This is a genomic window from Paracoccus beibuensis (genome assembly GCF_026162625.1).
In the GTDB taxonomy this organism is placed as follows: Bacteria; Pseudomonadota; Alphaproteobacteria; order Rhodobacterales; family Rhodobacteraceae; genus Paracoccus; species Paracoccus beibuensis.
In genome coordinates this window covers 1-24,652 of record NZ_JAOTBD010000041.1, presented here as the reverse complement: position 1 = coordinate 24,652, position 24,652 = coordinate 1, and the positions used below count along the sequence as shown (strand labels likewise).

Genomic DNA, 24,652 nt, shown 5'->3' with positions numbered 1-24,652 from the left:
CTGAACAGCGATCCGCTCGTATTGTCCGCCCCACGCATCATCACCCCCGCCATTGTCGTGCCAAGGGTGAATCATGTTCCGCAAACCGCGTCGAGAGCCGACTTTTTCAGCGGCCTGCTAGAGCTGCGCCGCAACTGACGCATCAAGCCCGCAACCCGGCTGCTGCCGGTCGGGCGCCTGGGGGACGCTGACGGCGTGCCCGTCAACCTGGCGCGCTTTGCGCTGCCCGCGCTGCCCGGCCCCTCGCAGATCCCGGTGATTTTCGTGCTGTGAACGGCCATGAACTCGGGCAAGACGCTGGCGACCGCGCAGCTCACCCTGAGTCTGCGGCGCGCCGGCTATCGGGTGGCGGCCCTGAAGGGCACCGGCACCGGCGCCTTCGGGGACTACAACGAATATGCCGACGCGGGCGCGCATTGGGTGGCCGACTTCACCGACGCGCGGATGCTGACAACCTATCGCGAACCCCTGGCACGCGTGAAGGACGGCATCAAGCGGCTCTTGTCCCACGCCGCCGTCCAAGGGTGCCAGATTGCCGTGATGGAGATCGCCGACGGCCTCTTTCAGCGGGAAACCGGGCAGCTGGTCGCCGACCCCTGGCTGCGGCAGCGCATGTCGGGCTTGGTCGTCGCCTGCGGCGACGCGGTGGCGGCGGCGGGTGGTGTCGCCCAGTTGGCGCGCCACGGCCTTCGCCCCGATGCGCTGACCGGGATGCCCGGCAGATCCAGACTTTTTGCCACCGCCGCGGCGATGCCGGCCAGTGCCGCAGCCCGCCGCCGGGCGGGATATGTCTCGTTGCGCTTCGTCGGCGACATGATGGCGTTTCGCAACTGGATGGGCTGGGCCTGCCCAAGCTGATCTCGGCGGTGATCCTGGTGCCGGTGACGCTGGCCGTTCTGTGGCTGATGGAGCCTGCGTTCCTGTGGATCGCGGCCCCCACCGCCGCCGTCGTGCTGGCAACGGGCCTGGCGGGCGGGCGGCGCCTTGTGCCGCTGACCCGTCGCCTTCGCGCCCGGCGCGCCCGCATCGCCGCCGACATGGCCGAGCGGATGCCCTTTGCCCCGCAGCTGGACCGCTTGGGCCGCCGCAGGACCGAAATCGCGCAGCTTGACCGCCGCACCAACGCCATGATCGGCGCCGCCTTGCGCCACCGCCTGCTGCCGAGACGCTTAAGGCGCTGCCCGACCTCTGCGCGGGTGCGGCGGCGGCCGCGCTGATCCTGCTGGGATACCGCTTGCAGATGCCGCCCGGCACAATTGCCGGGGGCCTGGCCGCGATGGGGCTGCTGGTCCTGCCGCTGCGGGAACTCGGCGGCATCTTCAACCACCACGCGGCCTCTCGCGCCGCCGCCGAAAAGACCAGCGCGGCGCTGTCGCGGCAGGCCCGTGACGTCTATGCCGCATCTGAATCGCTGCCCGCGGGACCGGTTGAGGTCCTCTTCGAAGGTGCTCGCCTGCCGTCGGGTGCGGTACTGGATCTATCGGTTCCTGCCGCCATCCAGGCCGAGCTGCCGCTGTCCGGGATCGACGCCGAGGCAATTGCCGACCTGCTGCTGGGCCTCGACAGCCCGGCCGAGGGACGCATCCTGCTGTCTGGGGTCGACCTGCACGAACTTGGCCGCGGAAGCCTGAGGCGCGGCGTGGCCCGCATCGGCCCGGCGCCCGAGATCCTTCACGGTCCCCTGCGGCGGGCGCTGTCGCTTGGCTGCACGAACCGCCCGACGGATGAAAAGCGTCAGAAGCTGGCTCTGGCCGAGGGGCTTGGCCCGCTGATGCAGCGTTTGGGTGGGCTGACCGGCACCGTCGCCGAAGGCGGCCGCAACTTGACGCAGGGAGAGCGGACGGCGGTGTCGCTGGTGCGCATGCGCCTGCTGCGTCCCCGCGTCGTGGTGGCCGATCCGGGGCTGGACGCCGCCGCTTTTGCGCGAATGGCCGACCTGCTGTCGCGCCGGGACGTGGCGGTGATCCGGCCGGTGCGGCGCGATCAGGCGACCCGCGCCGCCTGACCTGTCATTCGCCCAGCAGCCGCGCTTCCTCCTCGGGGGGACAGCGCGGTTCCCGCGCCGATGCCGCTCAGATAGGTTTCCAGCGTGTCGAGCGCCGAGGCCGGCGCACAGCCCTCGACCTCGCCGCCAGAGGCGACGGCGAAGCGCCGGTCCCAGCCACGGTCGGCCTGGCACGCGACAGAGGTCAGCGTGCTGCCGCGTTCCTGCGCCAGCTCGAATTCGCGGCAGAATTCGCCGCCATCGGTGCGGAACGACGACACCTCGGCCACCTCGGCCCCGGTCAGGCTGCGCGTCCGGCCACTGGGAAGCTGGGACAGGGCGTCCGCCAGTTCCGGTGCCGCAACGCCAGATGGGGCGTCGTCGGGGCCCAGCCTGCCAACGCCGAAGCCGTCCTCAGCGCGACCACCAGCGCCAAGGACGCCGCGATCGCGCCCCCCCCGCCAGCCGCCGAACCCCGTCGAGGCGCGGGGGCGGAAGGCCTCCACCCTGCCCGGCGCCTTGGCCGCGTCCAGCGTCTGGCGCACGCGGGCCATCAGCTCGTCCGACACCGGCTCGGCGGGGGGCGCGTCACGCAGTTCTGCCAGCACGTCGCGGGTGCCGGTGAACAGCCGCAGCCGGTCCGCCAGCGCCGGGTCCCGCGCCAGCGCCGCCTCGAGCCGTTGCGAGGTTTCGGCATCAAGCACCCCGTCCGCATAAGACATCAGGATTTCGTCGGAAAAGCCGTGATCCATCATCTTCGTTCTTCTTTCGACATCCTGCGTCAACGTCCGCGGCGTCAGTTTATTCCCGCTTTCTGCGGCAGCGCGACCCGGCTGCGGGCAAGCCTGCTCATGACCGTGCCGATCGGGATGTCCACGATTTCCGAGGTCTCGGAATAGGACATGCCCTCGATGCAGACCAGCCGCAGCACGTCCTGCCGATCGGCGGGAAGCGTGGCGATGGCGACCTCGGTCTTGCGCAGCATCAGGACCGATTCCAGTGCGCGTTCGCCGTCATGGATGGCGGCCTCGGGCATCTCGGTCACGTCCAACTCGACACCCCGGGTGCGGGTGCGGCGGGTCTGATCGATCCACAGATTGCGCAGCACCCGAAAAAGCCATGCCTCGAGCCGCATGTCCGGGTCCACCCGCCCCCTTGACGCAACGGCACGCTCCACGGTGCCCTGGACCAGGTCGTCCGCCATGGCGCCCTGACGGCACGGCGACAAGGCGTAACGGCGCAGCTGCGGCAGCGCCGCGACAAGGTCCGCTTCGAACGCGTCTTCCATCCGGGACGGGCCCTCGGTGAGATGTCCGGCAGGCGTGGAATGAAATCCGTCGCGCCACGTTGTCCTCATGTCGGGCCTAGCCGTATCGGGGGAAACTCGCCGTGCCAAGACAACCGTTGATCTTCCTGCTCTGCGTTGCCATCGCCTCGGCGGGCGTCGTTCCCTGGCCTGCGGATGCCCCGTGGCCGACCGGCGCGGCCTGGGCCGACGACGATGACGACGACGACGATGAGGGTGACGATGGGCCGGTTGCCGTCGCACCGGCCCCGCTGCCGGATTTCGCCCCGGACGAGATCGTGGCCCTGGCGCTGGACGACGACGACTTGGACAGCCTCATCGCCCAAGGCTTCGGTGTCATCGAGGACGTGGGCCTGCCCGCCTTGGGAACGACGGCGCGCAAGCTGTCGATCCCGCCGGGCCGGAGCCTGGAGGCCGCGCGGGCCGTGCCCTGCCGAGCGGGTCTGACGCCGACTTCAACCATTTCTACCGGACCGAGCAGGCCTTCGATGCGACCTGCGACGGCGCCGAGTGCCCGGCCAGGCTGCTGATCGATTGGCCGATGCCGCGCCAGCGGACGCCCTCCTGCGGCAGCGGCGCGACCATCGGCATGGTCGACACCGGCATCAACAAGGATCACGAGACCTTTCAGGGCGCGCGGCTGGACCTGCACAACCTTGGCCCGGCCCAGCTTGACCCGTCCCAGCAGCTGCACGGCACGGCCGTGGCGGCCCTGCTGGTCGGCGATCCGGCGACGCGCGCCCCGGGCCTCGTGCCGGCGGCGCGGCTTGTGGCGGTCGACGCCTTTCACCGCGTCGGCACGGACGAGCGGGCGGACGTCTTTTCGCTGTTGCGGGCCATTGACCTGCTGGTCGAGCGCGAGATCGGCGTGCTGAACCTCAGCCTGGCGGGACCGGACAACGACGCGCTGGCCGGGGTCGTGACCGACCTGGTGACCCAGCGCGACATCGTCGTCGTGTCCGCCGTGAGCAATGAGGGGCCCACCGCCCCGCCCGCCTATCCCGCAGCCTATGATCCGGTTATCGCCGTCACCGCCGTCGACGGCAGCAAGCGCGTCTATCGCCGCGCCGTGCGGGGGCCGCATGTGGAACTTGCCGCGCCGGGCGTGAATGTCTGGACGGCGGCATCTGTGTCGGGGGCGCGGTGGAAGACGGGTACGTCCTTCGCCGCGCCCTTCGTCACCGCCGCGGCGGCGATCCTGCGCGAGAACCGCCCCAATCTGCCCGCGGCCGAGGTCAAGCGGGTCCTGCGCGAAAAGGCCGCCGACCTCGGCGCGCCGGACCATGATCCCGTCTACGGCGCGGGCCTTCTCAGCATCGCGGAACTGTGCGACGCGGCGCCGAGAAGGTGCGGCCGGTCACGCTTCGGTGAAAAACCTCGCCGTGCTGCCTGTTTTGCGCCCAATCCGGCCTCTGTCGTCAGCAAACTGTTGCAAAGCAAGGCTATGGGGCGGGGCCGGGTTGCGGCTGGCCGTTATTGCCCGCACAACACCGGCAAGTTGCGAAGGCTCGTGAATGAACAAGGTCGCCGTCATCATCCCGGCTCATGATGCCAGCCGCACGATCGCTCAGGCGATCCGGTCGGCGCTGGCCGAGCCAGAGGTCGCCGAGGTCGTGATTGTCGACGACGCGTCGAATGACGACACCGCCGCGGTGGCACGGACGGTCGACGACGGCAGCGGTCGCCTGCGCGTCATGGCGCTGGCGAAGAACGTCGGGCCGGCCGAGGCGCGGAACCTTGCCATCGGTGCCTCGACCGCACCGTGGATCGCAATCCTGGATTCGGACGACGCCTTCCTGCCGGGCCGTTTCCGGCGCCTGTTCGCATATCAGGGCTGGGACTTGGCCGCCGACAACGTCGCCCTGGTCCCCGACCGCCTGCGCGACGACCCGGCTGCGCTGACGGTGCCGCAGTTTGCCGACGACCCGCAGATTCTGTCGCTGACCCGCTTCATCGCCGGGAACCTCGCTTCGGGCCGGATGGGCCGGAACGAGACCGGCCTTCTGAAGCCGGTGATCTCGCGTGACGTGCTGACCCGGACGGGGCTGCACTATGACCGCACCCTGCGGCTGGGAGAGGATTTCATCCTTTACGTCCGGCTGATGGCGCAGGGGGCGCGCTTTCTGACGATCCGGTCCTGCGGCTACGTCGCCTTCCAACGCGGCAATTCACTCAGCGCGCGGCACCGGACCGACGACCTTGGCAGCTTCTCGCGCGCCGCGCGGCAGATCCTGTCGGACGACCCGCTGCCGCCCGACGCCCGCGACATGCTGGCCAAGCAAGAACTCTTGACCCGCAACAAGTATCATCACCGGCTGTTCCTCGACCGGAAATCCAGCGGCGGTCTGGGCCATGCGGCGGCGCAGGCGCTGCGGGACCCCGCACGGATCTGGCCGATCCTGCTGCTGACCGCCCGCGACAAGCGCCTGGCCCTGATGCAGCGGCTTGGGCTGGCGGCGGTGCCCCATGATGCCGTCAAGGTCCGCTACCTGCTGGACGCGCGTGCGGACGGAAGATGATGCCGGATGCGGCGCCCCTGCCTGTTTCGGGGCAGATCGATGCCCGATGCATCAGCAGATGCCACAGGGGCGCGCGACCCCACCCGATCGGTTTACCCGCCTTTCACGGCAAGGTAAGGACCACAGTGATCGGCCTGTTACACAGCTGTGCAAATGGTGACAGCCGGCCCAACCGTTCCTGGGGTCGGTGGTATGTTTGGCCAAGGAGAAGCGGGCAGGTGCTTGTAACCTATCTGGCGCATGATCTGGACGATCCCTCGATCTGGCGCAGGGTCGAGATGCTTCGCCGCGGCGGGGCGCAGGTTCGGGTGGCCGGGTTCCGGCGGTCGGGGGGCCCTCTACCTGAACCCGCCATCGTTCTGGGACGCACGGCCAACGGCCGGATGGTCCAGCGCGTTGCCGCGGTCGCGGCGGCGCTGCACCGGATCGCGCGGCTTCTGCCACCGACCGGCAAGGCCGAGGTCGTCCTGGCCCGCAACCTCGAGATGCTGATGCTGGGTGCGGCTCTGCAGCGGCGGCGGCCCCTGCGCCTCGTCTACGAGCTTCTGGACATTCACGCGATGGTGCTGGGGACCGGCGCCAAGTCCCGCGCGGTCCGCAAGGCCGAGGCGGCGCTGATGCGTCGCTCGGCACTGGTCGTCGTGTCATCGCCCGCGTTCCTGTCGCGCTACCTGGGCGATTATGGTCAGCCACAGATCCCGCCGCTGCTGGTCGAGAACAAGCCCTTTTCCGACGCGCTGCCGGCAGCCCCGACCGCTGCCCGGCGGGATGACGGCAGGCTGGTCATCGGCTGGTTCGGCATGCTGCGCTGCCAGTTCTCGCTTGCGGCGCTGGACAGGCTGACCCGCGCGGCGCCGGGCCGCTTCCGCGTGGTCCTTCGCGGGCGTCCCGCGCTGGACGTGCTGCCGGATTTCCAGGAGGTCATCGCGACGAACCCGGACATGGAGTATCTGGGCCCATATCGGTGGCCGGACGATCTGGCGAAGATCTATGGAGAAGTCGACCTGGCTTGGTTGATCGACCGGTACCAGGCGGGCCAGAACTCTGACTGGCTGCTGCCAAACCGCCTTTACGAAGGGTGCCTGAACGGCGCTGTTCCCATCGTGCTGAACGGGACCGAGGTCGCGCGCCACGTGCAGGCCTGGGGCTGCGGCCCCACGCTCGCCTCGGCCGAGGACGAGGCGATCCGTTCCGGGCTTTCGGCGCTTGATGCGCAGGCCCTCGCCCGGTTCCGCCAGGCGCTGGCCGCGATCCCCCGGGACCGGCTGCACATGGACCGCGCCGAATGCGGTGCATTGACCCGCGCCATCTGCGGGACCGCACCGCCCCTCTCCGAGGTGGCGGCATGAGCGGGCTGCTGATCGTCATCCCCACCCTGAACGAGGCCGCGCATGTTGCCGACGTGCTGGCCAGTGTCTGCGCCTTTCCCGCCGCCGAGGGTGCCACGATCGTCGTTGCCGACGGCGGCTCCACCGACGCGACACGCGACATCGTGCAAAAGGCCGCGGCCGGGGATGCTCGCATCCGGTTGATCGACAATCCGGGCCGGTTGCAGGCGGCCGCCGTGAACACCGCCGTCGCCCGCATCGGCGGCGACGCCACATGGCTTCTGCGCATGGATGCGCACAGCTTCTACCCCGGCGATTTCGCCGATACGCTGCTGGCCGAGGCCGCGGCGACCGGCGCCGACAGCGTCGTGGTGTCCATGGACGCCCGCGGCCGGGGCTTCTGGCAGCGCGCCATCGCGGCGGCACAGAACTCTCGGCTCGGCAATGGCGGGTCGGCGCACCGGCTGGCCGGCAAGGGCGCCTGGGTCGATCACGGGCACCACGCGCTGATGCGCATCAGGGCCTTCAGGGCCGTCGGCGGCTATGACGAGGCATTCAGCCACAATGAGGACGCGGAGCTGGATCACCGCCTGAAGCAGGCCGGCTACCGCATCTGGCTGACCGGCCGCACCCGGCTTGTCTATGTCCCCCGGAGCAGCCTTGCGCCCCTGATGCGCCAGTACCAGGCCTTCGGTCGGGGACGACGGCGCAACCTGTCCAAACATGGCGCCCGCCCCGGCGCACGGCAGGCGGTCGTGGCGCTGCTGACGCCGGCGCTGGCCCTGGTGGTGCTGACGCCGATTGCGTGGGTGTTTGCGCTGCCGCTGCTGGCGTGGCTGGCGACCTGCCTGGCCGGGGGCATCGCCATCGCGGCGACGAACCGCAGCCTCGCCGGTCTTCCGGCCGGGTTCTTCGCCGGTGCCATGCATCTCGCCTGGTCCTTCGGCTTCTGGCGCGAATGGCTGGCCGTGGGGCGGAAAGGGGGGCTGCACCATGGCTGACATGTCCAACGCGGTCCTGATCGGCATCTGCACCTTCCGCCGGCCCGAGCTGGCGCAGACGCTGGCATCGCTGCGCGACCTGAAGCCCTGCGGGATGGGTGTCAGGATCGCCGTCGCCGACAACGACGACACGCCCTCGGCCAGGGACCTCGTGGCGCGCGTGGCGCAGGACCACCCGGTGCCGATCGTCTATCTGCACGCCCCGGCCGGCAACATCTCGATCGCGCGGAACGCGCTGCTGGATCACGCCGAGGCGGTCGGGGCGCGGCTGTTCATCTATCTGGATGACGACCAGACCGCCCGGCCCGAGTGGCTGCAACAACTGGTCGCCGCCTGGAGGGCCGATCCGGCCGGGGCGGTTCTGGGCCCGGTCAACGCCGCCTATCCGCCGCAGGTGCCCGCCTGGATGGTCAGCACGCGCGCCCATGACAACCGCCCCGTGATGGCGTCCGACGGTCGGATCCGCGCGGGCTATACCGGCAACAACATGATCGACATGGCCGACCCGACCTGGCGCGGGCTGCGCTTCGATCCCCGTCGCGGCCGCAGCGGCGGCGAGGATACCGCCTGGTTTGCCGACTATCTGGCCGCTGGCGGCCGCATCGCCTTCGCCCCCGCCGCCGTCATAGACGAGGCGGTGCCGCCCGGCCGCGCCACGCTGCCGTGGCTGCTCCGCCGACGCTACCGGATGGGGCAGACCCATGCCAGCATCGTCGCCAGGGGTCGTGGCCGTCTTGGCCGCGTCGGCGCCGCCGCGCTGGCGGCGGTCAAGGCCTTCGCCTGCTGCGCGATGGCGGCGGCCCGTGCCGCCGATCCCGCCCGCCGCAACCCCCAACTGATGCGCGCCGCCTTGCATCTTGGCGCAACCCTGCATCTGGCAGGTGCCCGCCAGGTCGAACTCTATGGAAGCTCGCCCGGACTGCCCGGCAGTTCGAAAGGAAGGCGATGACCCGCGAACTCAGACCCTATCTGCAACCGGTCTCTCCGGACGCGTCGCCCCCGCCCCCGACGCAGACGATCGAGCTGCGGTGGATGATGGCCGCGCTGCGCCGGCAGAAGACGACGATCCTGCTGCCGGCGGTTCTGCTGGGGGCCTTGGGGCTGGTCTATGCGCTGGCCAAGCCCGAGACCTATAGCGCCTCGGCGACGCTGCTTCTGGACGGAACGATGAACAACTCGATCCGCCAGGTCGGCGGCATCGACGGCCGCGCCATGCCCGAGGAGACCATCGAGAACGCCCGAGTCGTCATGTCGTCGGACAAGCTGGCCCATGACGTTCTGGAGATCACCGGACTGGCCGAAGACCCAGCCTTCCTGTCGCCCCCGACTTCGCCGGTCACGACCGGGATCGACCGCTTCCTGGGCACCCTGTTCCTGCCGGTCAACCGGATCAAGGACAAGGTGACGATGCTGATCAGCCCCGCCGCGCCCGAGCCCGAGCCCGAGGACGACGTGGCACCGCAAGCGCAGGACGCGACCGCCGAGCGGGTGGACCCGCGCACCCGCCGCGCCACCTGGATGTTGCAGCGGGGGATTACCATCGCCCGTGTGGGCCGCAGCAGCGCCGTGTCGGTGGACTATGTCTCGCACGATCCGGTCTATGCGGCGGCCGTCGCCAACGCCTATGCCGATGCCTATGCGCAGGACATCCTGACCTCGAACGCGAATGCCGTGGGGCAGACCAGCGCGTGGATGCTTGATCGGCTGAAGGAGCTGCGCGCCCAGGCCCAGGCCGCCGCCGACGCGGCCGAGCAGTTCGCGACCGAGAACCAGCTGGCCATGTCCTCGACCGGCGTACTTCTGGGCGAACAGGCGCAGGGAGAGCTGAACGCCAGCCTGACCGAGGCGATCAGCGAACGCGCCCGCGCGCAGGCGCTTCTGGACATTTTCGACCAGGCGGTCACTGGGGGCGTCGAGGGGCTGAGGGCCGGAAGCTCCCTCAGCATCGGAGGGCCGGTGTCTGACTCGCTGCGCACGCGGCTGGACAACTACAACAACATCACCGCCAGGCTGCAGCAGCTGGTGGAGAGTTCGGGGCCGGATCATCCCCAGGTCGCGGGGCTACGAGAGACGCTGAACAGCGCTGCCGAACGCCTGTTCATCGAGCTGCAGGCCCGCCGCCAAGAGGCCCGGACCGAACTGGCCGTGGCCGAGGAGCGCGTCAACGCGCTCGGGCGCAGCCTTGACGAGGTGACAGAGACGAATGCGGGACAGGCCGCGGCGCTGGTTCGGCTGCGTTCGTTGCAGCAAGAGGCCGAGACGCTCTCGACCCTCTACCAGACCACGCTGACGCGGTCGCAGGAATTCGAGCAGCAGCAGTCCTTCCCCGTGTCGAACGTCCGCGTGTTGTCCCATGCCCAAGTGCCGAACATCCCGTCGGGTCCCGCGACCACCCGGACAGCCATCGCTGCAGGACTACTGGGCCTGTTCTTCGGCCTTGCCCGCGCGGCGCTGCGCGAGGCGCGCGACCGGTCGATGCGGACCGCCAACGACGTCACCGACCGTTCGGGCCTGCCCTTTCTGGGCCATCTGCCGATGCTTGGCCGGTCGCATCGCGCCGTGCCGCCGCTGCTGCGCCTGACGAAAAGCGCCAGCACCGCCAGCGGATCGACCCTGCCGGCGGTGACGCGGCCAGAGATCCCGCCCGTTCCGATTCCGGTTCTGGCACACCCGGACTCGCTTTATTCCGAAACGCTTCGGCATATCCGGCTGGCCGCCAGCGGCCGCAGCTCTTCGCTGCCGGTCATCGGAATGACGTCGTTCCACCGGTACGAGGACCGGTCGACGGTCACGCTGAACCTGGCTGGCCAGACGGCCGCATCCTCGGGGCGGCGGGTGCTGCTGATCGACACGGACCGCCGGGACCGGCAGCTAAGTCACATCGTCGGCCTGGACGAAAAGCGGGGCCTTGGCGATCTTGCCGCGGACCCGGGCGACTGGCGATCGCTTCTCTGGGACGTCAAGCACAGCCACCTGACGGTGCTGCCAGCCGGCCTTGCCAGCAGCGAGGCCTGCGACGACCTGGCCGTGGCACGGACCCTGCGCATGATCCTGGACCAGATCGGTGATGAATTCGGCTGCGTCGTGCTGGACGTCCCGCCGCTCTATCCGGGTGCACAGGGCCTCGCGATCCTGCAGGAGCTGCCGGGCTTCGTCATCGTCGCGGAGTGGGGCAAGACTCCGCGTGACATGGTGGAAACCGTTTTGACGAACCACCCGCAGCTCGAGGCCTATTGCCTGGGCGTCGTTTATGACCGGATGGTGCCGCGCCGGTTGAAGTCGTTCCTGGTGCCGGGTTCGGTCGAGACGATACTGGTGTCCCCTTCAGGCACCGGCCGCTGACGCGCAGGCGCCTGGTGCCAGCTGGCGCTTGCGGAAAGCTCTTCCCCGCTGCCCTTTGCCCCTGTACTATCGGTGGGCGAAGGGGTGGAGATGAATGTTCGTTGTTCTTTATCTTGTCGCCGTCGGCGCTGCCACGGTCCTGGTCGCGGCACTGGGGATCAGTGAGGGGCTGTCGGTCTGGACCATCCTGATGCACCTTGCGATCCTGCTGGTCGTGGCGCAGGTGATGGTCGTCCTCTATGTCGCGTTTCAGGCCGGCCGGTTCAGGCGCGACGGGAAGCGTCGCGGGGCGGGACAGGGCAAGCAGGACGGGGCGGACAAGAAGGGGTCGCGGTGGGACAAGGTAGCTGCCGACACCCGCCATTGACGCCAGATCAAGTCAGCCCCCCTGTGACAGTCTGTAGCTGCGCCCATAGTAGAGCGCTGCAATCGTCAGCAGGGTCAACATGTCGAACTGGAAGAAATACACGACCTCTACCCCCATCGACGTGAATTGACGGACCATGAACAGGGCCATGAACAGCGACGGTCCGGAATGGCTGCGGACGGTCCAGTTCAGGCTGTACCACAAGGCGATGAAGAAGATCGTTCCCTGAATCGCGGCGCCGATCAGCCCGATCTCGACCGCGTTCGAGATCAGCGTGTTGTGGAAGTGAAAGCCGCCGCGCGACTTGATCCCAAACATCTCCCACAATTCTTCCGCCAGGGGGTTCCCGTGGACCCAGACCGCCTGGAAGCCCGCGCCGAAAAAGGGGCGTTCCGAAATCTCGTCAAAGGCGATGCGCCAGAGATCGGTGCGCCCGGTCAGCGTCACGTCCTTTCCGGTCGCATCGAGGAACATCAGCGCCAGCGTGTCGACCATCGTGGAAAGCATCACAGCAGCCGACGCCATCAGCACGAGGGTCAGGACGGTCAGGACCAACCGAGCGGGGGGGGTCAGCCGTTGCAGCAGCAGGATCGGCCCCAATGCCAGGATGGCGGCGATCACCGCGGCAAGCGCGCCGGTCGACTGGCCCATGACCAGCAGCATCAGCCCGAGGGCACTTCCGACTGCCCCGAGAAGCCGCCAGATCCGCGGCATCCGGCGGTCTAGAAGCACGGTGAGAGCCACGAGGAACAGCAGCCCCATCGCGGCCGACAGCGCGTTCTTGCTGCCATAGATCCCCAGGAAACCGCCCACTTCCCGCGCCCTGCCGGACGCAAGGCTTGCAAGACCCGCTACAAGGTGCGTTGCAAGAACGATCTTTATCAGGATGCGCGGTGGTATCCGCTGGCAGATCACGATGGCGATCAGCACGGTCAGCAGCAGCTGCAACCCATAGCGGATGGTCACGCTGGGATAGTCGGACCAGGCAAATGACGCCAGGCACCAGACCGCCATCGCAACGACCAGCCATTCGCGGCGGAGGGCGCGCAAGGTGCTGTCCGGGCCGGTCACGATCAACCCCATCCCGGCCGCCAAGAATGCCAGCGCCGCCACTGAACCCAGCATTGGCAGCAGTGCCAGCCCGCCGATCGCGATGCTGGCGGCCAGGACGTCGTTCGACCAGGTCAGCCTCAGCCCCCGGTTTGCCGGGCGCGGCCGGCGCACATGGTGGTGTATCGGCAGTCCGGTCAGCACGTCACCGAGCCTTCGAACAGGCAGGACTGACCGGCCGGCGTGTAGGCCACCCAGTCGACCAGGTATTCCAGCGGTCCTTCCCGCGGCCCCTGCTCGCCCATCCAGTCAATCAGCATCGTCGTGCTCCAGAACGACATGTAGATCTTCTGCGGATGATCGGGCAGCTCCGAGCCTTCGGCGGTGCGATGCACCTCCTGGCCATCCAGGTACCATGTGATGCGGTCAGGTTCCCACGTCATGGCGACGGTGTGGAACGCCTCGTCGATGGGCGGGTCGACCGAGACGACCTCTCCATTGGCCATCTTGCCGGATACGAAGGTGTTGAAGGTGATTTCCGATGTGTCGCGTGTCAGCACCTCGATGTCGATTTCGTCGTGGGGCGCCTTGTAGGTCGGACCCGTGTAGGTGAAGATCGAGGCGTTCAGCCCCGATCCCCTTGGGGTGCGGACACGCGCCTCGATCGTGCCGTATTGCAGGAAGGCACGTGCCTGGATCTCGCCGCAGAGGGGTTTCCGGTCGCCCTCTGCCGGAATATGCGCCAGGCGCAGGAAACCTTCCCGCACCGACACGGCCTTCTTCGACCATTCGCAATCCTGATGCTTGCCGTTCGTCCAGCCGTCCGAAATGAACCACCGCTTGGTGTTCAGCATCGGCGCGGTAAAGTCGTCGCGGAACCCCTGGCGCATCAGCATGTCCTGCGCTGCGGCTGTTGTGCCAGCCACCACGGCAATCGCGATCGCGCCGCTCAAGCGGGCAGCCGTGCCCAGGATCTGCACCATCAATGGCATCATCTTTCCTTGCGGTGCCTGGCTGTTGTCGCACCCTGTACACATGGTTATGAAATTCAGGTGAAGTCGGGTCAACCACGGGGCGGAACGGCCGAGATGCAAAACAACAGACATCTGGCGCCGTCCGGGGCAGTTGTCGGCATTTCACCGGAAAATGCCCTCGTCAGCGTCATCATGGCCAATTTTCAAGGCGCTTCGTTTCTGGAACAGGCGATGCGTTCGGTCCTCGATCAGACCTACGGTCGAATTGAACTGATCCTTGCCGACGACGCATCAGACGACGACAGCGTCCCCATCGCCCGCGCGATAGCCCAAGGCGACAACCGCGTGCGGGTACTGGCCTCGGAACAGAACCAGGGACCTGCGGCGACGCGCAACCGAGCGCTGGATGCGGCCCGGGGTGACTGGATCGCCATTGTCGACAGCGACGACCTGATCCACCCGCAGCGCCTCTCGCGGCTGCTGTCGGCGGCCCAACGGCAGGGCGCTGACCTCGTGGCCGATGATCTGGTGCATTTCGGCGCGCCCGAGGCGCAGGGCGGTCGGACCCTGTTGCAGCCGCTGGCGATGGACCGCCCGATGATCATCGACACCGCGATGTTCCTGCGTGCGAACAGCGGCGACCCGAACGTGCCGGGCCTGGGTTACCTGAAGCCGCTGATGTCTCGCCGGGTGCTTGGGCGCCATCGATACGACACGCGCCTGCAGATCGGCGAGGACTATGATCTGATCCTGCGGATCCTGCTTGACGGGGCGCGATACGTGCTGTTGCCGGACCCGCTCTATGCCTATCGCCGGCACGGGTCCTCGATCTCGCACCGATTGTCGGTTGACCGGATGGCGGCAATGCTGGCGGCCCATCGTGCCCTGCCGCCGATGACGGACCCAGCGGCGCAGAAGGCCGCCGCAGCGGTCGACCGACACCTGCGCCGCACCCTGCGATACGAGCGGCTGGTGCGGGACATCAAGGCCCGCCGCATCGCCCGAATGCTGCCCCGCATGGCCGATCCGGCCATGCTGCGTCGCCTTGTCGATAGCTTGCAGGATCGCCGCCGGCGCAGTGCCGCGCAGGGCGCTGGCCCCGCGACGGGTCCGGTTGCCTGCGAACCGATGCCAGATCCGGCCGAGGCCTGGGCTTCTGCGCCTGCTTCGTCGGCTGCCGCAATTGCGGCCGAGGCAAGCCTGGGGCGGACGGCCCTGCCCCCAGACGCGCCCGATTGGGCGCGGTGGCTGGACAAGGCCGTCCGCTGAAGGCCGCTACTGCGCGGCCATCTTGTGCGTTTCGGGCAGCGACCCGGCCAAGACATCCTCGGCCTTGGCCTGCCGGTTCTCGACCGAGCTGGTCCATTGTCCCCAGACCCCGGCGTCGATCCCGTCGCCGTTGCGGCCCAAGTTCTCCAGCCGCTTGCGGTCGTCGTCGGTCAGCACCTGGCCGTCCAGCGGCGCCATACCTCGAACATCATCGGCCGAGATCCCGATCGCCTGCCCCACGCGCGCACCATAGTCGTCATGCACCATCAGCAGGTGCCAGACCATGCGTTCCTGCACGTCGCGTTCGCATTGCGACAGCAGGTCCGAGAGGTTGGCGACAAGGTCGTCGCGCTCCCACTCCATCATGGTGCAATAGCGGCCGCGCGCCTGGACATAGTCGTTGCGCCGCTCCAGCACGCTGCGGGTCAGGTGGCCGGTGATCTCGGGCGGGTTGTTCGGCTGCCGCTCGGCTTCCCGCAACCCGTTGTGGATCGAGGGTTCATAGTTCACTGACGGGTTCTGGCCCGGCGCCATGTCGCGATAATAGGACATCTGCCCGCCGGACTGGTTCGTCGATACCGCCGCGCGCGGCTGGTTCACCGGCAGCTGCAGATAGTTCGGCCCGACCCGGTGTCGCTGCGTGTCGGAATAGGAAAATGTCCGACCGACCAGCATCTTGTCGTCCGAGAAGTCCAGCCCGTCCACCAGCACGCCGGTGCCCATGGCGATCTGCTCGTTCTCGTTGAAGAAATCCTCGACGTTGCGGTTCAGCGTCATTGTGCCGACATGGCGCAGCGGGAAGTCCTTTTCCGGCCAGATCTTGGTGTCGTCCAGCGGGTCCCAGTCCAGTTCGGGATGCTCGTGATCCTCCATGATCTGCACATACATGTCCCATTGCGGGAAGTTGCCCATCTCGATCGCGGTGAACAGATCCTTGGAGGCGGAGCCGAGGTCCTGGCCCTGCACCTTCGCCGCCTCGGCCGCCGTCAGGCTGGCCACGCCCTGGCGGGGGTGGAAGTGATATTTCACCAACACCGTGTCGCCGTCCGCGTTCACCATCTTGTAGGTGTTGACGCCGAAGCCCTCCATGTGGCGATAGCTGGCCGGGATGCCGCGCGGGCTGAACAGGTGCGTCAGCATGTGCATCGCTTCGGGCGTCTGGCTCATGAAGTCGAAGATGCGGTTCGGTTCCTGCCGGAACGTCACGGGGTCGGGCTTCAGCGCGTGGATCACGTCCGGGAACTTGATTGCGTCGCGGATGAAGAAGATGGCAAGGTTGTTGCCGACCAGGTCCCAGTTGCCGTCCTCGGTATAGAACTTGACCGCGAAGCCGCGGGGATCGCGGGCCGCTTCGGAGCTATCGCGCCCGCCGATCACGGTGGAGAAACGGATCGCCAGCGGCGTCTTCTTGCCCTTGTCCTGGAACAGCTTGGCGCGGGTATAGGTGCTGGCGGGTTCGTCACCAAACATCCCGGTCGCCTCGAACTCGCCATAGCAGACAAAGCCACGGGCATGGACGACACGCTCGGGGATCCGCTCTCGGTCGAAGTGGGAAATTTTTTCGAGGAACTGGTAATTCTCCAGCGTCGCCGGCCCACGGCTTCCGACCGTTCGCTGCGACTGGTTGTTGGACACGGCGTGTCCCTGCCGGTTGGTCAGTACCCGGTCCGGCGTTCCGGCGGGACGCATGGTGTCATCGCTGCGGTCTGTCATCGTGTCGCATCCTTCTTCACGTCAGGTTGTGACCGAGGACCGGCAGAAGGCATGCCTCCGCGGCCCGGCCAGGACTGGCCCGGTCATGCGAGCCGCACAACGCGCGGCCGCCCGGATTGTTTCGAGGCAATCATGCCCTCGGCCGGTCTTGCTGCCAAGGCCGTTCAGGAACATTTGCCGTTTCGCCCTGTTACGCAGACAAGATGGTCCAGGCCCGTCGCGGCCAAGGGGAAGCTGGCTGGAGTGAGACAGGTGACAGGACGCAACAAAACGGTGACGGCCACGGCGGGCGATGATGCCCAGACCCCGGGACAGGTCTCGTCCACTGGATGGAAGCAGATCCTGTGGCGCGTCAAGGACGAGATCACAACGGATCATATCTCTGTCGTGGCGGCGGGGATCGCCTTCTATGGCCTGCTGTCGGTCTTTCCGGCCATCGCGGCGCTGATCTCGATTGCCGGTCTGGTCATGGACCCGGCCGACATCGCGGCGCAGTTGCAGACCGTGGTGTCGATGCTGCCCGAAAGCGCGGCGGGCATCCTGCAGGAGCAGGTCGACAAAGTCGCGGGCGGGGATCAGACCGGCACCGGAATCGTCGCTTTCATCGGCGTAGCCATCGCGCTTTACGGCGCCATGAAAGGCGTGCTGACGCTGATCGAGGGGCTGAACATCGCCTATGACGAACAGGAACAGCGCGGGACGATCCGGCTCTATCTGACCGCCTTCCTGATCACGTTGTGCCTGATCCTGGGGCTGATCGTCGGGCTGGGGCTGGTGGTCCTGCTGCCGTCGCTGGCCGCGCTCGGTCATCTGCCGGAGCCGCTGGCCACCGCGGTCGGCTGGCTGAAATGGCCGGTCATGGCCGTTCTGGTCATGCTGGCGCTGGCCGTCATCTATCGTTTCGGCCCCTCGCGCGCCGAGCCGAAATGGCGTTGGGTCAGCGTGGGGGCCGTGGCTGCGAGCGTGCTGTGGATCCTGGGTACGGTCGCCTTCTCGATCTACGTCCGCAACTTCGGGTCCTATACCGAGACATACGGCGCGCTCGGCGGGGTCATCATCCTGCTGACATGGATGTGGCTGTCGGCCTTCGTGGTCCTGGCGGGCGCCGAACTGAATGCCGAAACCGAACAGCAGACGCCGCGCGACACGACGACGGGGGCCCCCCGTCCGATGGGCACACGCGACGCGGTCAAGGCCGACACGCCGCCGGGCAGCCGCCCCTCGCGCGGCGGGGAAACCGGAAAGACCCGGCAGCCCCGCCACACCGGTCACGGCGGCAAGGGCGCCACGACCGCGCGCGCGGATCTGTCCATGTCGATGCTTCTTCTGGGTTCGGCAATCCTCAAGTCGGTCCGCAAGCCGCGCGACTAGGCGCTGGCGGAATCGAAGATTACATCGAAGCCGCCCCAGATCATCCGCCTGCCGTCAAAGGGCATGTCGGGGAAGTCCTTGCCCTCCATCTCGGCCTCCATCGCGCGGCTGGCGGCATCGCAGGTGGCGCGGTCGGGCCAAGCGGTCCAACTGAAGACCGGCACCTCTCCGGCCTCGGCCTTGCTCGCGCGGTAGAAGTCGGTGCGATTGCCGTGCGGGACGTCCACGCCCCAGGTCTCATAGTTGCCAAGGCAGCCCTTCGGGCGGAACATCTCCTCCCACGCCTGGTCGGCCATCGTCCTATAGGCCTCGCGGTTGCCTTGGGGCACGGACAGCACGAAGCCCTGAATGTAGCCCGCGTTCTTGTCCGATCCCCCGGTGACGAGGGGTTCAAACCCGCCGAAGATCATGCGGCTGCCATCGAAGGGCATCGCGATCTTTGCCATGTCGGTGTCGGTCTGCATGGCCTGCCATGCGGCGTCGGCCGCAGCCTTGTCATGCCATTCCAGCCAAGAGAAGACGACCGTCTCGTCATCGGTCGCCTCGACGGCCCCGAAGAAGTCGTTGACCTTTCCCTTCTTGATGTCGGCACCCCAGGCCTCGACCATCCGCGACGCGCCGTGACGGTTGAAGATCGACCAGCAGTCTTTGACATGCTGCATGTAGCGATCCTTGTTGGCTGTCGGAACGGCGGCGATGCACCCCGTGTAATAGGTCATCTCGTCTTCTCCTGATGCTGTCGTGCTTCGGCCGGATGGTGCGCCTTGCGGTAGTGAAAAGCAACTGCTAGTTCTGATTCATGACGACGAATGGCGAACACCTGCGCATCCGCTATGACGAGGGCTGCCTCGCGGCCCACGCCCTGAACCTTGTGGGCGACCGATGGGCAATGCTTGCGGTGCGCGAACTGGTCTTTGCGCCGAAGCGGTTCCAGATGCTGCGGGCGGGACTGCCCGGCATCTCGGCCAGCGTCCTGAACGGGCGCCTGGCGCAGTTGCAGGCGGTGGGCATCGTTCGGCACGACAGCCGCCTGGGGATCTATTGCCTGACGCCGGCAGGGCTTGGGCTGCTGCCCGTGCTTCGGGCGCTGTGTCACTGGGCGCTGACCGTGCCGGGGCACGATCCGTCGCGCTTCATCAGCCCGTCGGCACTTATGATCTCGATGGGCGTCACCCTGCAGCAGCACCCTGCAGACCCGCTGCGGGCGGGCTTCGACTTCGGGTCCGAGGCGTTCGAGATGCGCCTGGGGGTGGCCGACATATCGACAGTGGCGGTCGAAAGGCCGGACGCGGCCTTCGTCCTGCACGGCAGCGGCAACGACCTTGCGGCTGCAGTCTATGGCGGCGCACCGCTGGCCGATCTGGCCGGGCGCGGGCGGATCCGGATAGATGGCGATCAGGCCGCCGCCCAAGGCTTTGTCGACCACTTCAGCCTGCGCGTCCCAGCCACCGGGTGAACCTGCGTGGGTGACGCCGCGTTACCACCGCTGACGCCCCAGAAAGGGCGCAGATGGCAGGACGGGGGCACGACATGGACATGAGCTTGACCAGCGACGTCTGGTGGAAGAACGCAGTCTTCTATTGCCTTGACGTCGAAACCTTTCAGGACAGCAACGGCGACGGTGTCGGCGACTTCCGCGGGCTGTCGCAGCGCATCGACCACTTGGCGGGGCTGGGCGTGACCTGCATCTGGCTGATGCCCTTCTATCCTTCGCCGAACCACGACGACGGCTATGACATCACCGATTATTACAGCATCGACCCGCGCCTTGGCAGCATGGGCGATTTCGTCGAATTCGTGCGCACCGCCGCAGACCGCGGCATCCGCGTCATCGCCGACCTTGTGGTGAACCACACGTCGAACCAGCATCCATGGTTCCAGGCTGCCTGTTCGGACCGCGACTCTCGCTATCGCGACTGGTACGTGTGGCGCGACACGATCCCGGACCATGGCCCGACCGATCTGGTCTTTCCGGATGCCGAGAACAGCAACTGGGAATGGCACGAGCCGACAGGCCAGTATTACCTGCACCGCTTCTATTCCCACCAGCCCGACCTGAACATCAGCAACCCCCGCGTCCGCGAGGAGATACGCAAGATCACCGGCTTCTGGCTGCAGATCGGGCTATCGGGGTTCCGCGTGGACGCCGTGCCGTTCCTGCTGGAGACCAAGGGCATCGCCTCGCCCATGGCGCTGGACCCGCACGAATGGTTGGCCGACCTGCGCGGGTTCATCACCCGCAGGCAGGGCGACGCCGTTCTGCTGGGCGAGGTGAACCTTCCTTATGAGGACGTGCGCCGCTTTTATGGCGACGGCGCTGACGAACTGAACATGTGCCTCGACTTCAACATGAACCAGGCGCTGGCGCTGTCTCTGGTGCGGCAGGATGCGGGGCCGATGGTTCACTGTCTGCGGTCGATGCCCAGCCTGCACCGCGACGATGCCTGGGCGCATTTCGCGCGCAACCACGATGAATGGTCGCTGGACAAGCTGACCGAGGCCGAGCGGCAGGACGTCTTCAAGGCGTTCGGCCCCAAGGAGGAAATGCAGCTTTTCGGCCGCGGGTTGCGCCGCCGCATCCCGACCATGCTGGAGGGCGACCAGGCGCGCATCCGCATGCTCTATAGCCTCGTCTTCGCGCTGCCCGGCGCCCCGGTCCTGTTCTATGGCGAAGAGATCGGCATGGCCGAGAACCTCGACATTCCCGGCCGGATGAGCGTTCGCGCACCGATGCAATGGTCCGACGATGCCTCTGCCGGCTTTTCGACCGCGCCGCCCGACAAGCTGCGCCGGCCCGTCGTCAGCGCCAAGGGGTGGGGTCCCGGCACGATCAACGTGGCCCATCAGGACCAGGAAGACGGGTCGCTGCTGAACTGGATGCAGCGCCTGATCCGCCGCCGCCGCGAAACACCCGAGATCGCCTTCGGCCAGTGCAGCTTCATCCCGGTCCCCGAGGCGCGGATACTCGGCCTGCGCTACGACTGGGGCGGGCGCACGGTGCTTCTGCTGCACAACCTTGGCGACGCCCGCTGCAAGACCTCTTGCCAGATCGACGGCACCGACGGATGGGCAGGCCTGTCGCCGATCGCTGGTCGCGGCAAGTATGCCCTTGGCGACAAGGGCACGCTTTCGGTCGATCTGCCCGCCTACGGCACCCTTTGGCTGCGCGCAGGGTCGGGCGGTGCGACGGCGATCACGGGCGGCTAGGCCATTCCTGGGCCAGGCTGGGCCAGGCTGGGCCAGCGTCCCTGAACGCTATAAGCGTTGCGCTGATCCGACAATGCGATGCGCTTTGGCCTTGCCACTGACCGACCTTCGCCGCCAACGGCCAGGTCGAGAGGCCGGACATCCTGCTGCCCCCCTCGGCTGCTTCACAAGCGCCGCAAGCGTTTCCTGAACCGGCATGGACAAGTCGGCGTGCCTTTGCCGGTCCGCCTTGCGGTTGCTGGAAGTTAACTGGTCATCGACGCGCAGTTGATTAACATGCTTAATGGTACACGGGGTTGTGCGGGCAGTCCGCCGGACTGGCACCTTTCAAATGGGGGACTGGATGACCGAACAGGCGCTGAAGATCCTGGTGGTCGAGGTCGATTTCCTCGTTGCCCAGAAACTTGCCAACGAAATTCGGGCACGCGGGGACGAGGTGATAGGCCCATTCGCCCATGCCAGTGATGCCATCGCCCGGCTGGACAGCGTGCAGGCGGCGATCCTGGACGTCAGGGTGCAGGACGGGACGATCTTTCCAGTGGCCGATACGCTGATCAGCAGCGGCATCCCCTTCGTCCTCTTGACCGCCTATGACCACCGTCACATCCCAAATCGTTTCCATGGGCACGGGATCTATTCAAAGCCCAGCAGCGCCCTGCCCCTGCTGGACAATCTTCACCGAGAGCACGACCTGATCGCGCGGCACCACGAGACAGATATGGCGGTCGTCGTCCTGAAGGTGCTCGAGCGGGCACGGGGGATGATGCCGGACGGAGGTTCGGCCGAACGGATGGTCGAGGCGGTCCTTGTCGAGGCCATTGCCGAGGCCGAACGAGGCCGCCGGCCCGACGACCTGCGGGCCTGGCTGATGACGCTGCTGGATCGGGAATTCGCGCAACGCGGCCGGATGCACCTGCACTGACCTGCCTATCTAACCTGTGGGAAATATGACACAGGTTGCATCAACCGGATCAATTCTCCTGCAGCGGCGCCGCAGGGCGTATATGATTGCCTGACGCACCCTTGCCACGACCCTCGCAGTTCCAGAAACGGCATCATGACCTCGGACTCAAACAACGACACGGCGCTTCCCGAACTCGACCGCCTGGTGTCCCAGTTGCGCGCGCAATACCAGACGAGACCGATCCCGCCACGCCTCCAGGAACTGGCGAAAGAGCTGCAGCTGGCCCTTTCGGCCCAGAAAAACGACGAACAGCGTCATTCCAAGGGCCAGTAGCCGCGGCGTTTCTTGCGGCTCGTCCAGCTGTCGCGGTCGTCTTGCGCGTCCAAAACATCTGCAAACCACCGTCGCCGTTGCTGTCCTTTGCAGCCGATACGTCCCCACCTGCGGGTCACCGTGAAACCTCCGAACAGATCCGGCTCGATCTCGATCCTGTAAAAGCGCGCCATGTTCCGCGCAGAATCACGCCGGAAGAGGGTCGTGGAACGGTCGAACATCTGCGCCATGTCCGCAGCCTGCCCCGTGGACCCGTCAGGGTCCGATGCATTCGATGAATCGGTGGCCGCGAACCGATTCACGTGATTGATGGGTGGCTGGCGGGGAGGGTTCCGGCGCGGCCATGTCTGGCCCGCCGACATCAGCGGCCGTTGCGCTTGCTTGCCTGCAGCAGCGCAACTAGGCCCGCCGCCGCCATGCCTGCAACTGCGACGGCAGCGCCGGCCCGCAGGCGGGCGGGCTGGAAGCGATGAACCTTCGACTTTGCACGGGAACCGAAACGGCCACGGGCGCCGTGGTCGACACGATCATCCACCGGCTGGAACAGGTTGCCCGGGCGATCCTGCGCCGGCCGGTCCGTCTGCTGACCCGAATATCCCGTCCGCGCCAGAACACGGTCAACGATGGCCGGGGCAGCAGCATCGCCCAGTATCGCCTGCACCGCCGACCCGCCCAGCCAGACCTCTCGCGGCGCGGCAAGCCCGGCAAGATAAACCTCGGCGGCGATCGCTTCGGGGCTATAGATCGGCGGCACCGGCTGTGGCCGATGCGGCATCCTGTTGCGTGCCCAGTCAAACTGCGGCGTATCAACCGCCGGCAGGTGCACCTCGGTCACGCGGATGGGGCTGCTGTCATGGAGCAGCTCGGTCCGCAGGGAATCCAGGAAGCCACGCACGGCGAACTTGGCGGCGCAATAGGGCGCCTGCAGAGGAATGCCTCGATAGGCCAGCGCCGAGCCGATGCTGACGATCGTCCCGTGGCCTTGCATCGACATCTGCCTGACGGCGGCGAGTGCGCCGAAGACCTGGCCAAGGTAGGTCACCTCGGTCACGCGACGGTATTCGTCAGGCCGAACCTGATGGGCCGGCGACAAAATGGTCGCCATCGCCGCATTGATCCAGACGTCGATCCCGCCCCATTCTTCGATCACGGCCGCGGCCGCGCGATCCACCGCCTCGGCATCTGCCACATCGGCGGGCAACACGAGTGCCGTCCCGCCAAGCCGCTCAACGTCGGCCCGCGCCCCCTCCAGCCCGGCCGCACCACGGGCGATCAGGGCCACGCACCAGCCATGCGCGGCGAACTCGATTGCGGTGGCGCGGCCGACGCCGGCGGATGCACCGGTGATCACGACCCGAGGACGGCTGCTTTCATTGGCCATTATACGCTACCCTCCGCTGCTTCTGTTCGAAGGCTCAACCGAGGTGACGTTCGAGGGTTCCTCCCACCAGCCGCTGAAAGAGGTCGAGCCGTGGGAACGGTTCGTATGGCTTGGTCTGGTGGCGGACTGAGGAGCGTTTGCTCACGCCCAAACCTGGCACGTCAGGAACGCCATGGGCTTGCATTGCCGGCCGTCGGCATCGATCGTCCAGTCTGATGGTGGCAACGGCAGGACAAGCAGTGCCCCACGCGTCCGATACCGCGACAGGCGCGCTTTCCGTTCGGCAAGTCCACCGGTATGGGTGAGGTCGCGCCAAACGATCAGCCAGTTGCGCTCCACCAGGGTATGCCCCATGAGGGAAAGCCCGGACGCGCACATCTTTCCCGATGTTCCGCAGCGGGCGCCACCAGAGCCTCGGTCGTGAATGCAACATGGACGAAGAGCGATGCGCCCCGTTCGCGTTTCGGCGATGAAGCGACTTTATTAACAGGACGCTGAATTAGTCCCCGATCAGGAACGGCGTTTCTTGGGGTTTCCGGAAGAGGCGCTGGATACCGTGGGTCACCGGCCTGGGACCGGCGGCCGGTTCCCTCCCGCGGGTCT

General features: G+C 67.2%; 26 protein-coding genes. 17 read left to right on the top strand and 9 right to left on the bottom strand.

The annotated features are described in order from the left end of the window. Positions 1-279: 279 nt before the first annotated feature. From OC159_RS17450 to OC159_RS17440, 3 genes are read left to right on the top strand one after another with little or no spacing between them, the layout of a single operon-like run. The gene (locus OC159_RS17450; protein WP_265502480.1) at positions 280-858 is read left to right on the top strand and encodes a P-loop NTPase family protein; all 579 of its coding nucleotides are present in this window, start codon (positions 280-282) and stop codon (positions 856-858) included. A gap of 8 nt (positions 859-866) precedes the next feature. Then, entirely contained in the window at positions 867-1,217 is a 351-nt protein-coding gene (locus tag OC159_RS17445; RefSeq protein WP_265502479.1) for a hypothetical protein, read from the top strand. Positions 1,218-1,240: 23 nt separating this feature from the next. Continuing rightward, positions 1,241-2,005: a P-loop NTPase family protein gene (locus tag OC159_RS17440; RefSeq protein WP_265502478.1), complete on the top strand. Its 765-nt coding sequence runs from the start codon at positions 1,241-1,243 to the stop codon at positions 2,003-2,005. Here the strand turns inward: OC159_RS17440 and OC159_RS17435 are convergent. Both OC159_RS17435 and OC159_RS17430 read right to left on the bottom strand, forming a co-directional pair. Then, positions 1,984-2,739: an anti-sigma factor family protein gene (locus OC159_RS17435; protein ID WP_265502477.1), complete on the bottom strand. Its 756-nt coding sequence runs from the start codon at positions 2,737-2,739 to the stop codon at positions 1,984-1,986. The two genes, OC159_RS17440 and OC159_RS17435, sit on opposite strands and share 22 nt — an antisense overlap. A 41-nt stretch (positions 2,740-2,780) precedes the next feature. Then, the gene (locus tag OC159_RS17430) at positions 2,781-3,272 is read right to left on the bottom strand and encodes an RNA polymerase sigma factor (protein ID WP_265502476.1); all 492 of its coding nucleotides are present in this window, start codon (positions 3,270-3,272) and stop codon (positions 2,781-2,783) included. A 101-nt stretch (positions 3,273-3,373) separates the two neighbouring features. On the opposite strand from OC159_RS17430, the gene OC159_RS17425 reads away from it, so the two are divergent. The 8 genes from OC159_RS17425 (at position 3,374) to OC159_RS17390 (ending at position 11,847) form a co-directional block, all read left to right on the top strand. Further along, on the top strand, positions 3,374-3,820 hold the full coding sequence (locus OC159_RS17425) for a hypothetical protein (protein ID WP_265502475.1): 447 nt from the start codon (positions 3,374-3,376) through the stop codon (positions 3,818-3,820). Between the two features lie 11 nt (positions 3,821-3,831). Further along, on the top strand, positions 3,832-4,839 hold the full coding sequence (locus tag OC159_RS17420) for a S8 family serine peptidase (protein ID WP_265502474.1): 1,008 nt from the start codon (positions 3,832-3,834) through the stop codon (positions 4,837-4,839). Beyond that, entirely contained in the window at positions 4,805-5,809 is a 1,005-nt protein-coding gene (locus OC159_RS17415) for a glycosyltransferase family 2 protein (RefSeq protein WP_265502473.1), read from the top strand. The genes OC159_RS17420 and OC159_RS17415 overlap by 35 nt, the downstream gene beginning before the upstream one ends. A gap of 218 nt (positions 5,810-6,027) precedes the next feature. Then, positions 6,028-7,158, top strand: coding sequence for a glycosyltransferase family protein (locus tag OC159_RS17410; RefSeq protein WP_265502472.1), 1,131 nt, complete (start codon positions 6,028-6,030; stop codon positions 7,156-7,158). Beyond that, complete coding sequence (locus OC159_RS17405) at positions 7,155-8,138, top strand: glycosyltransferase family 2 protein (protein ID WP_265502471.1); 984 nt, start codon at positions 7,155-7,157, stop codon at positions 8,136-8,138. The genes OC159_RS17410 and OC159_RS17405 overlap by 4 nt, the downstream gene beginning before the upstream one ends. Further along, positions 8,131-9,087: a glycosyltransferase family A protein gene (locus tag OC159_RS17400; protein WP_265502470.1), complete on the top strand. Its 957-nt coding sequence runs from the start codon at positions 8,131-8,133 to the stop codon at positions 9,085-9,087. Before OC159_RS17405 ends, OC159_RS17400 begins: the two co-directional genes overlap by 8 nt. Next, a complete protein-coding gene (locus OC159_RS17395) occupies positions 9,084-11,480 on the top strand; it encodes a GNVR domain-containing protein (RefSeq protein WP_265502469.1) in 2,397 nt (798 codons plus the stop codon). Before OC159_RS17400 ends, OC159_RS17395 begins: the two co-directional genes overlap by 4 nt. 94 nt (positions 11,481-11,574) lie before the next feature. Next, a complete protein-coding gene (locus tag OC159_RS17390) occupies positions 11,575-11,847 on the top strand; it encodes a hypothetical protein (protein WP_265502468.1) in 273 nt (90 codons plus the stop codon). Positions 11,848-11,859: 12 nt separating this feature from the next. Here OC159_RS17390 and OC159_RS17385 read toward each other — a convergent pair whose 3' ends face one another. Both OC159_RS17385 and OC159_RS17380 read right to left on the bottom strand, forming a co-directional pair. After that, a complete protein-coding gene (locus OC159_RS17385) occupies positions 11,860-13,101 on the bottom strand; it encodes an O-antigen ligase family protein (RefSeq protein WP_265502467.1) in 1,242 nt (413 codons plus the stop codon). Further along, positions 13,095-13,892 (bottom strand): family 16 glycosylhydrolase, encoded by a 798-nt coding sequence (locus tag OC159_RS17380; RefSeq protein ID WP_265502466.1) that lies wholly within the window; start codon positions 13,890-13,892, stop codon positions 13,095-13,097. The genes OC159_RS17385 and OC159_RS17380 overlap by 7 nt, the downstream gene beginning before the upstream one ends. A gap of 171 nt (positions 13,893-14,063) precedes the next feature. Here OC159_RS17380 and OC159_RS17375 point away from each other — a divergent pair, with 171 nt between their 5' ends. Further along, on the top strand, positions 14,064-15,140 hold the full coding sequence (locus OC159_RS17375) for a glycosyltransferase family 2 protein (protein WP_265502465.1): 1,077 nt from the start codon (positions 14,064-14,066) through the stop codon (positions 15,138-15,140). Between the two features lie 6 nt (positions 15,141-15,146). Here OC159_RS17375 and OC159_RS17370 read toward each other — a convergent pair whose 3' ends face one another. After that, positions 15,147-16,853 (bottom strand): catalase, encoded by a 1,707-nt coding sequence (locus OC159_RS17370; protein WP_322626743.1) that lies wholly within the window; start codon positions 16,851-16,853, stop codon positions 15,147-15,149. A gap of 252 nt (positions 16,854-17,105) precedes the next feature. On the opposite strand from OC159_RS17370, the gene OC159_RS17365 reads away from it, so the two are divergent. Beyond that, positions 17,106-18,224, top strand: coding sequence for a YihY/virulence factor BrkB family protein (locus tag OC159_RS17365; protein ID WP_265502464.1), 1,119 nt, complete (start codon positions 17,106-17,108; stop codon positions 18,222-18,224). Here OC159_RS17365 and OC159_RS17360 read toward each other — a convergent pair. Then, positions 18,221-18,943, bottom strand: coding sequence for a DUF1428 domain-containing protein (locus tag OC159_RS17360; protein ID WP_265502463.1), 723 nt, complete (start codon positions 18,941-18,943; stop codon positions 18,221-18,223). The genes OC159_RS17365 and OC159_RS17360 overlap by 4 nt on opposite strands. A gap of 80 nt (positions 18,944-19,023) precedes the next feature. Between OC159_RS17360 and OC159_RS17355 the strand changes: the two genes are divergently transcribed. The 4 genes from OC159_RS17355 to OC159_RS17340 all read left to right on the top strand — a co-directional run bounded on the left by OC159_RS17355 (position 19,024) and on the right by OC159_RS17340 (position 22,668). Continuing rightward, a complete protein-coding gene (locus OC159_RS17355) occupies positions 19,024-19,680 on the top strand; it encodes a winged helix-turn-helix transcriptional regulator (RefSeq protein WP_265502462.1) in 657 nt (218 codons plus the stop codon). Positions 19,681-19,760: 80 nt separating this feature from the next. Continuing rightward, on the top strand, positions 19,761-21,431 hold the full coding sequence (locus tag OC159_RS17350) for an alpha-amylase family protein (RefSeq protein ID WP_265502461.1): 1,671 nt from the start codon (positions 19,761-19,763) through the stop codon (positions 21,429-21,431). Between the two features lie 343 nt (positions 21,432-21,774). Then, a complete protein-coding gene (locus OC159_RS17345) occupies positions 21,775-22,353 on the top strand; it encodes a response regulator (protein ID WP_265502460.1) in 579 nt (192 codons plus the stop codon). A gap of 135 nt (positions 22,354-22,488) precedes the next feature. Beyond that, positions 22,489-22,668, top strand: a complete 180-nt coding sequence (locus tag OC159_RS17340) for a hypothetical protein (RefSeq protein WP_265502459.1) — start codon at positions 22,489-22,491, stop codon at positions 22,666-22,668. Here OC159_RS17340 and OC159_RS17335 read toward each other — a convergent pair. From OC159_RS17335 to OC159_RS17325, 3 genes are all read right to left on the bottom strand, one after another. After that, a complete protein-coding gene (locus OC159_RS17335) occupies positions 22,650-22,898 on the bottom strand; it encodes a WGR domain-containing protein (RefSeq protein ID WP_265502458.1) in 249 nt (82 codons plus the stop codon). The genes OC159_RS17340 and OC159_RS17335 overlap by 19 nt on opposite strands. Positions 22,899-23,029: 131 nt before the next feature. Then, positions 23,030-24,049, bottom strand: coding sequence for an SDR family oxidoreductase (locus OC159_RS17330; RefSeq protein ID WP_265502457.1), 1,020 nt, complete (start codon positions 24,047-24,049; stop codon positions 23,030-23,032). Positions 24,050-24,190: 141 nt separating this feature from the next. Then, positions 24,191-24,403: a hypothetical protein gene (locus OC159_RS17325; protein WP_265502455.1), complete on the bottom strand. Its 213-nt coding sequence runs from the start codon at positions 24,401-24,403 to the stop codon at positions 24,191-24,193. Between the last annotated feature and the right edge of the window lie 249 nt (positions 24,404-24,652).

Bases quoted from the DNA above. Each gene is read 5' to 3' on its own strand.
- OC159_RS17400 (WP_265502470.1), top strand. From the start codon at position 8,131: ATGGCTGACATGTCCAACGCGGTCCTGATCGGCATCTGCACCTTCCGC.
- OC159_RS17340 (WP_265502459.1), top strand. From the start codon at position 22,489: ATGACCTCGGACTCAAACAACGACACGGCGCTTCCCGAACTCGACCGC.
- OC159_RS17350 (WP_265502461.1), top strand. From the start codon at position 19,761: ATGAGCTTGACCAGCGACGTCTGGTGGAAGAACGCAGTCTTCTATTGC.
- OC159_RS17370 (WP_322626743.1), bottom strand. From the start codon at position 16,853: ATGACAGACCGCAGCGATGACACCATGCGTCCCGCCGGAACGCCGGAC.
- OC159_RS17415 (WP_265502473.1), top strand. From the start codon at position 4,805: ATGAACAAGGTCGCCGTCATCATCCCGGCTCATGATGCCAGCCGCACG.
- OC159_RS17380 (WP_265502466.1), bottom strand. From the start codon at position 13,892: ATGATGCCATTGATGGTGCAGATCCTGGGCACGGCTGCCCGCTTGAGC.
- OC159_RS17355 (WP_265502462.1), top strand. From the start codon at position 19,024: ATGACGACGAATGGCGAACACCTGCGCATCCGCTATGACGAGGGCTGC.
- OC159_RS17360 (WP_265502463.1), bottom strand. From the start codon at position 18,943: ATGACCTATTACACGGGGTGCATCGCCGCCGTTCCGACAGCCAACAAG.
- OC159_RS17450 (WP_265502480.1), top strand. From the start codon at position 280: ATGAACTCGGGCAAGACGCTGGCGACCGCGCAGCTCACCCTGAGTCTG.
- OC159_RS17325 (WP_265502455.1), bottom strand. From the start codon at position 24,403: ATGGGGCATACCCTGGTGGAGCGCAACTGGCTGATCGTTTGGCGCGAC.
- OC159_RS17405 (WP_265502471.1), top strand. From the start codon at position 7,155: ATGAGCGGGCTGCTGATCGTCATCCCCACCCTGAACGAGGCCGCGCAT.
- OC159_RS17420 (WP_265502474.1), top strand. From the start codon at position 3,832: ATGCCGCGCCAGCGGACGCCCTCCTGCGGCAGCGGCGCGACCATCGGC.
- OC159_RS17390 (WP_265502468.1), top strand. From the start codon at position 11,575: ATGTTCGTTGTTCTTTATCTTGTCGCCGTCGGCGCTGCCACGGTCCTG.
- OC159_RS17435 (WP_265502477.1), bottom strand. From the start codon at position 2,739: ATGATGGATCACGGCTTTTCCGACGAAATCCTGATGTCTTATGCGGAC.
- OC159_RS17335 (WP_265502458.1), bottom strand. From the start codon at position 22,898: ATGGCGCAGATGTTCGACCGTTCCACGACCCTCTTCCGGCGTGATTCT.
- OC159_RS17395 (WP_265502469.1), top strand. From the start codon at position 9,084: ATGACCCGCGAACTCAGACCCTATCTGCAACCGGTCTCTCCGGACGCG.
- OC159_RS17430 (WP_265502476.1), bottom strand. From the start codon at position 3,272: ATGGAAGACGCGTTCGAAGCGGACCTTGTCGCGGCGCTGCCGCAGCTG.
- OC159_RS17330 (WP_265502457.1), bottom strand. From the start codon at position 24,049: ATGGCCAATGAAAGCAGCCGTCCTCGGGTCGTGATCACCGGTGCATCC.
- OC159_RS17440 (WP_265502478.1), top strand. From the start codon at position 1,241: ATGCCGCCCGGCACAATTGCCGGGGGCCTGGCCGCGATGGGGCTGCTG.
- OC159_RS17375 (WP_265502465.1), top strand. From the start codon at position 14,064: ATGGCCAATTTTCAAGGCGCTTCGTTTCTGGAACAGGCGATGCGTTCG.
- OC159_RS17345 (WP_265502460.1), top strand. From the start codon at position 21,775: ATGACCGAACAGGCGCTGAAGATCCTGGTGGTCGAGGTCGATTTCCTC.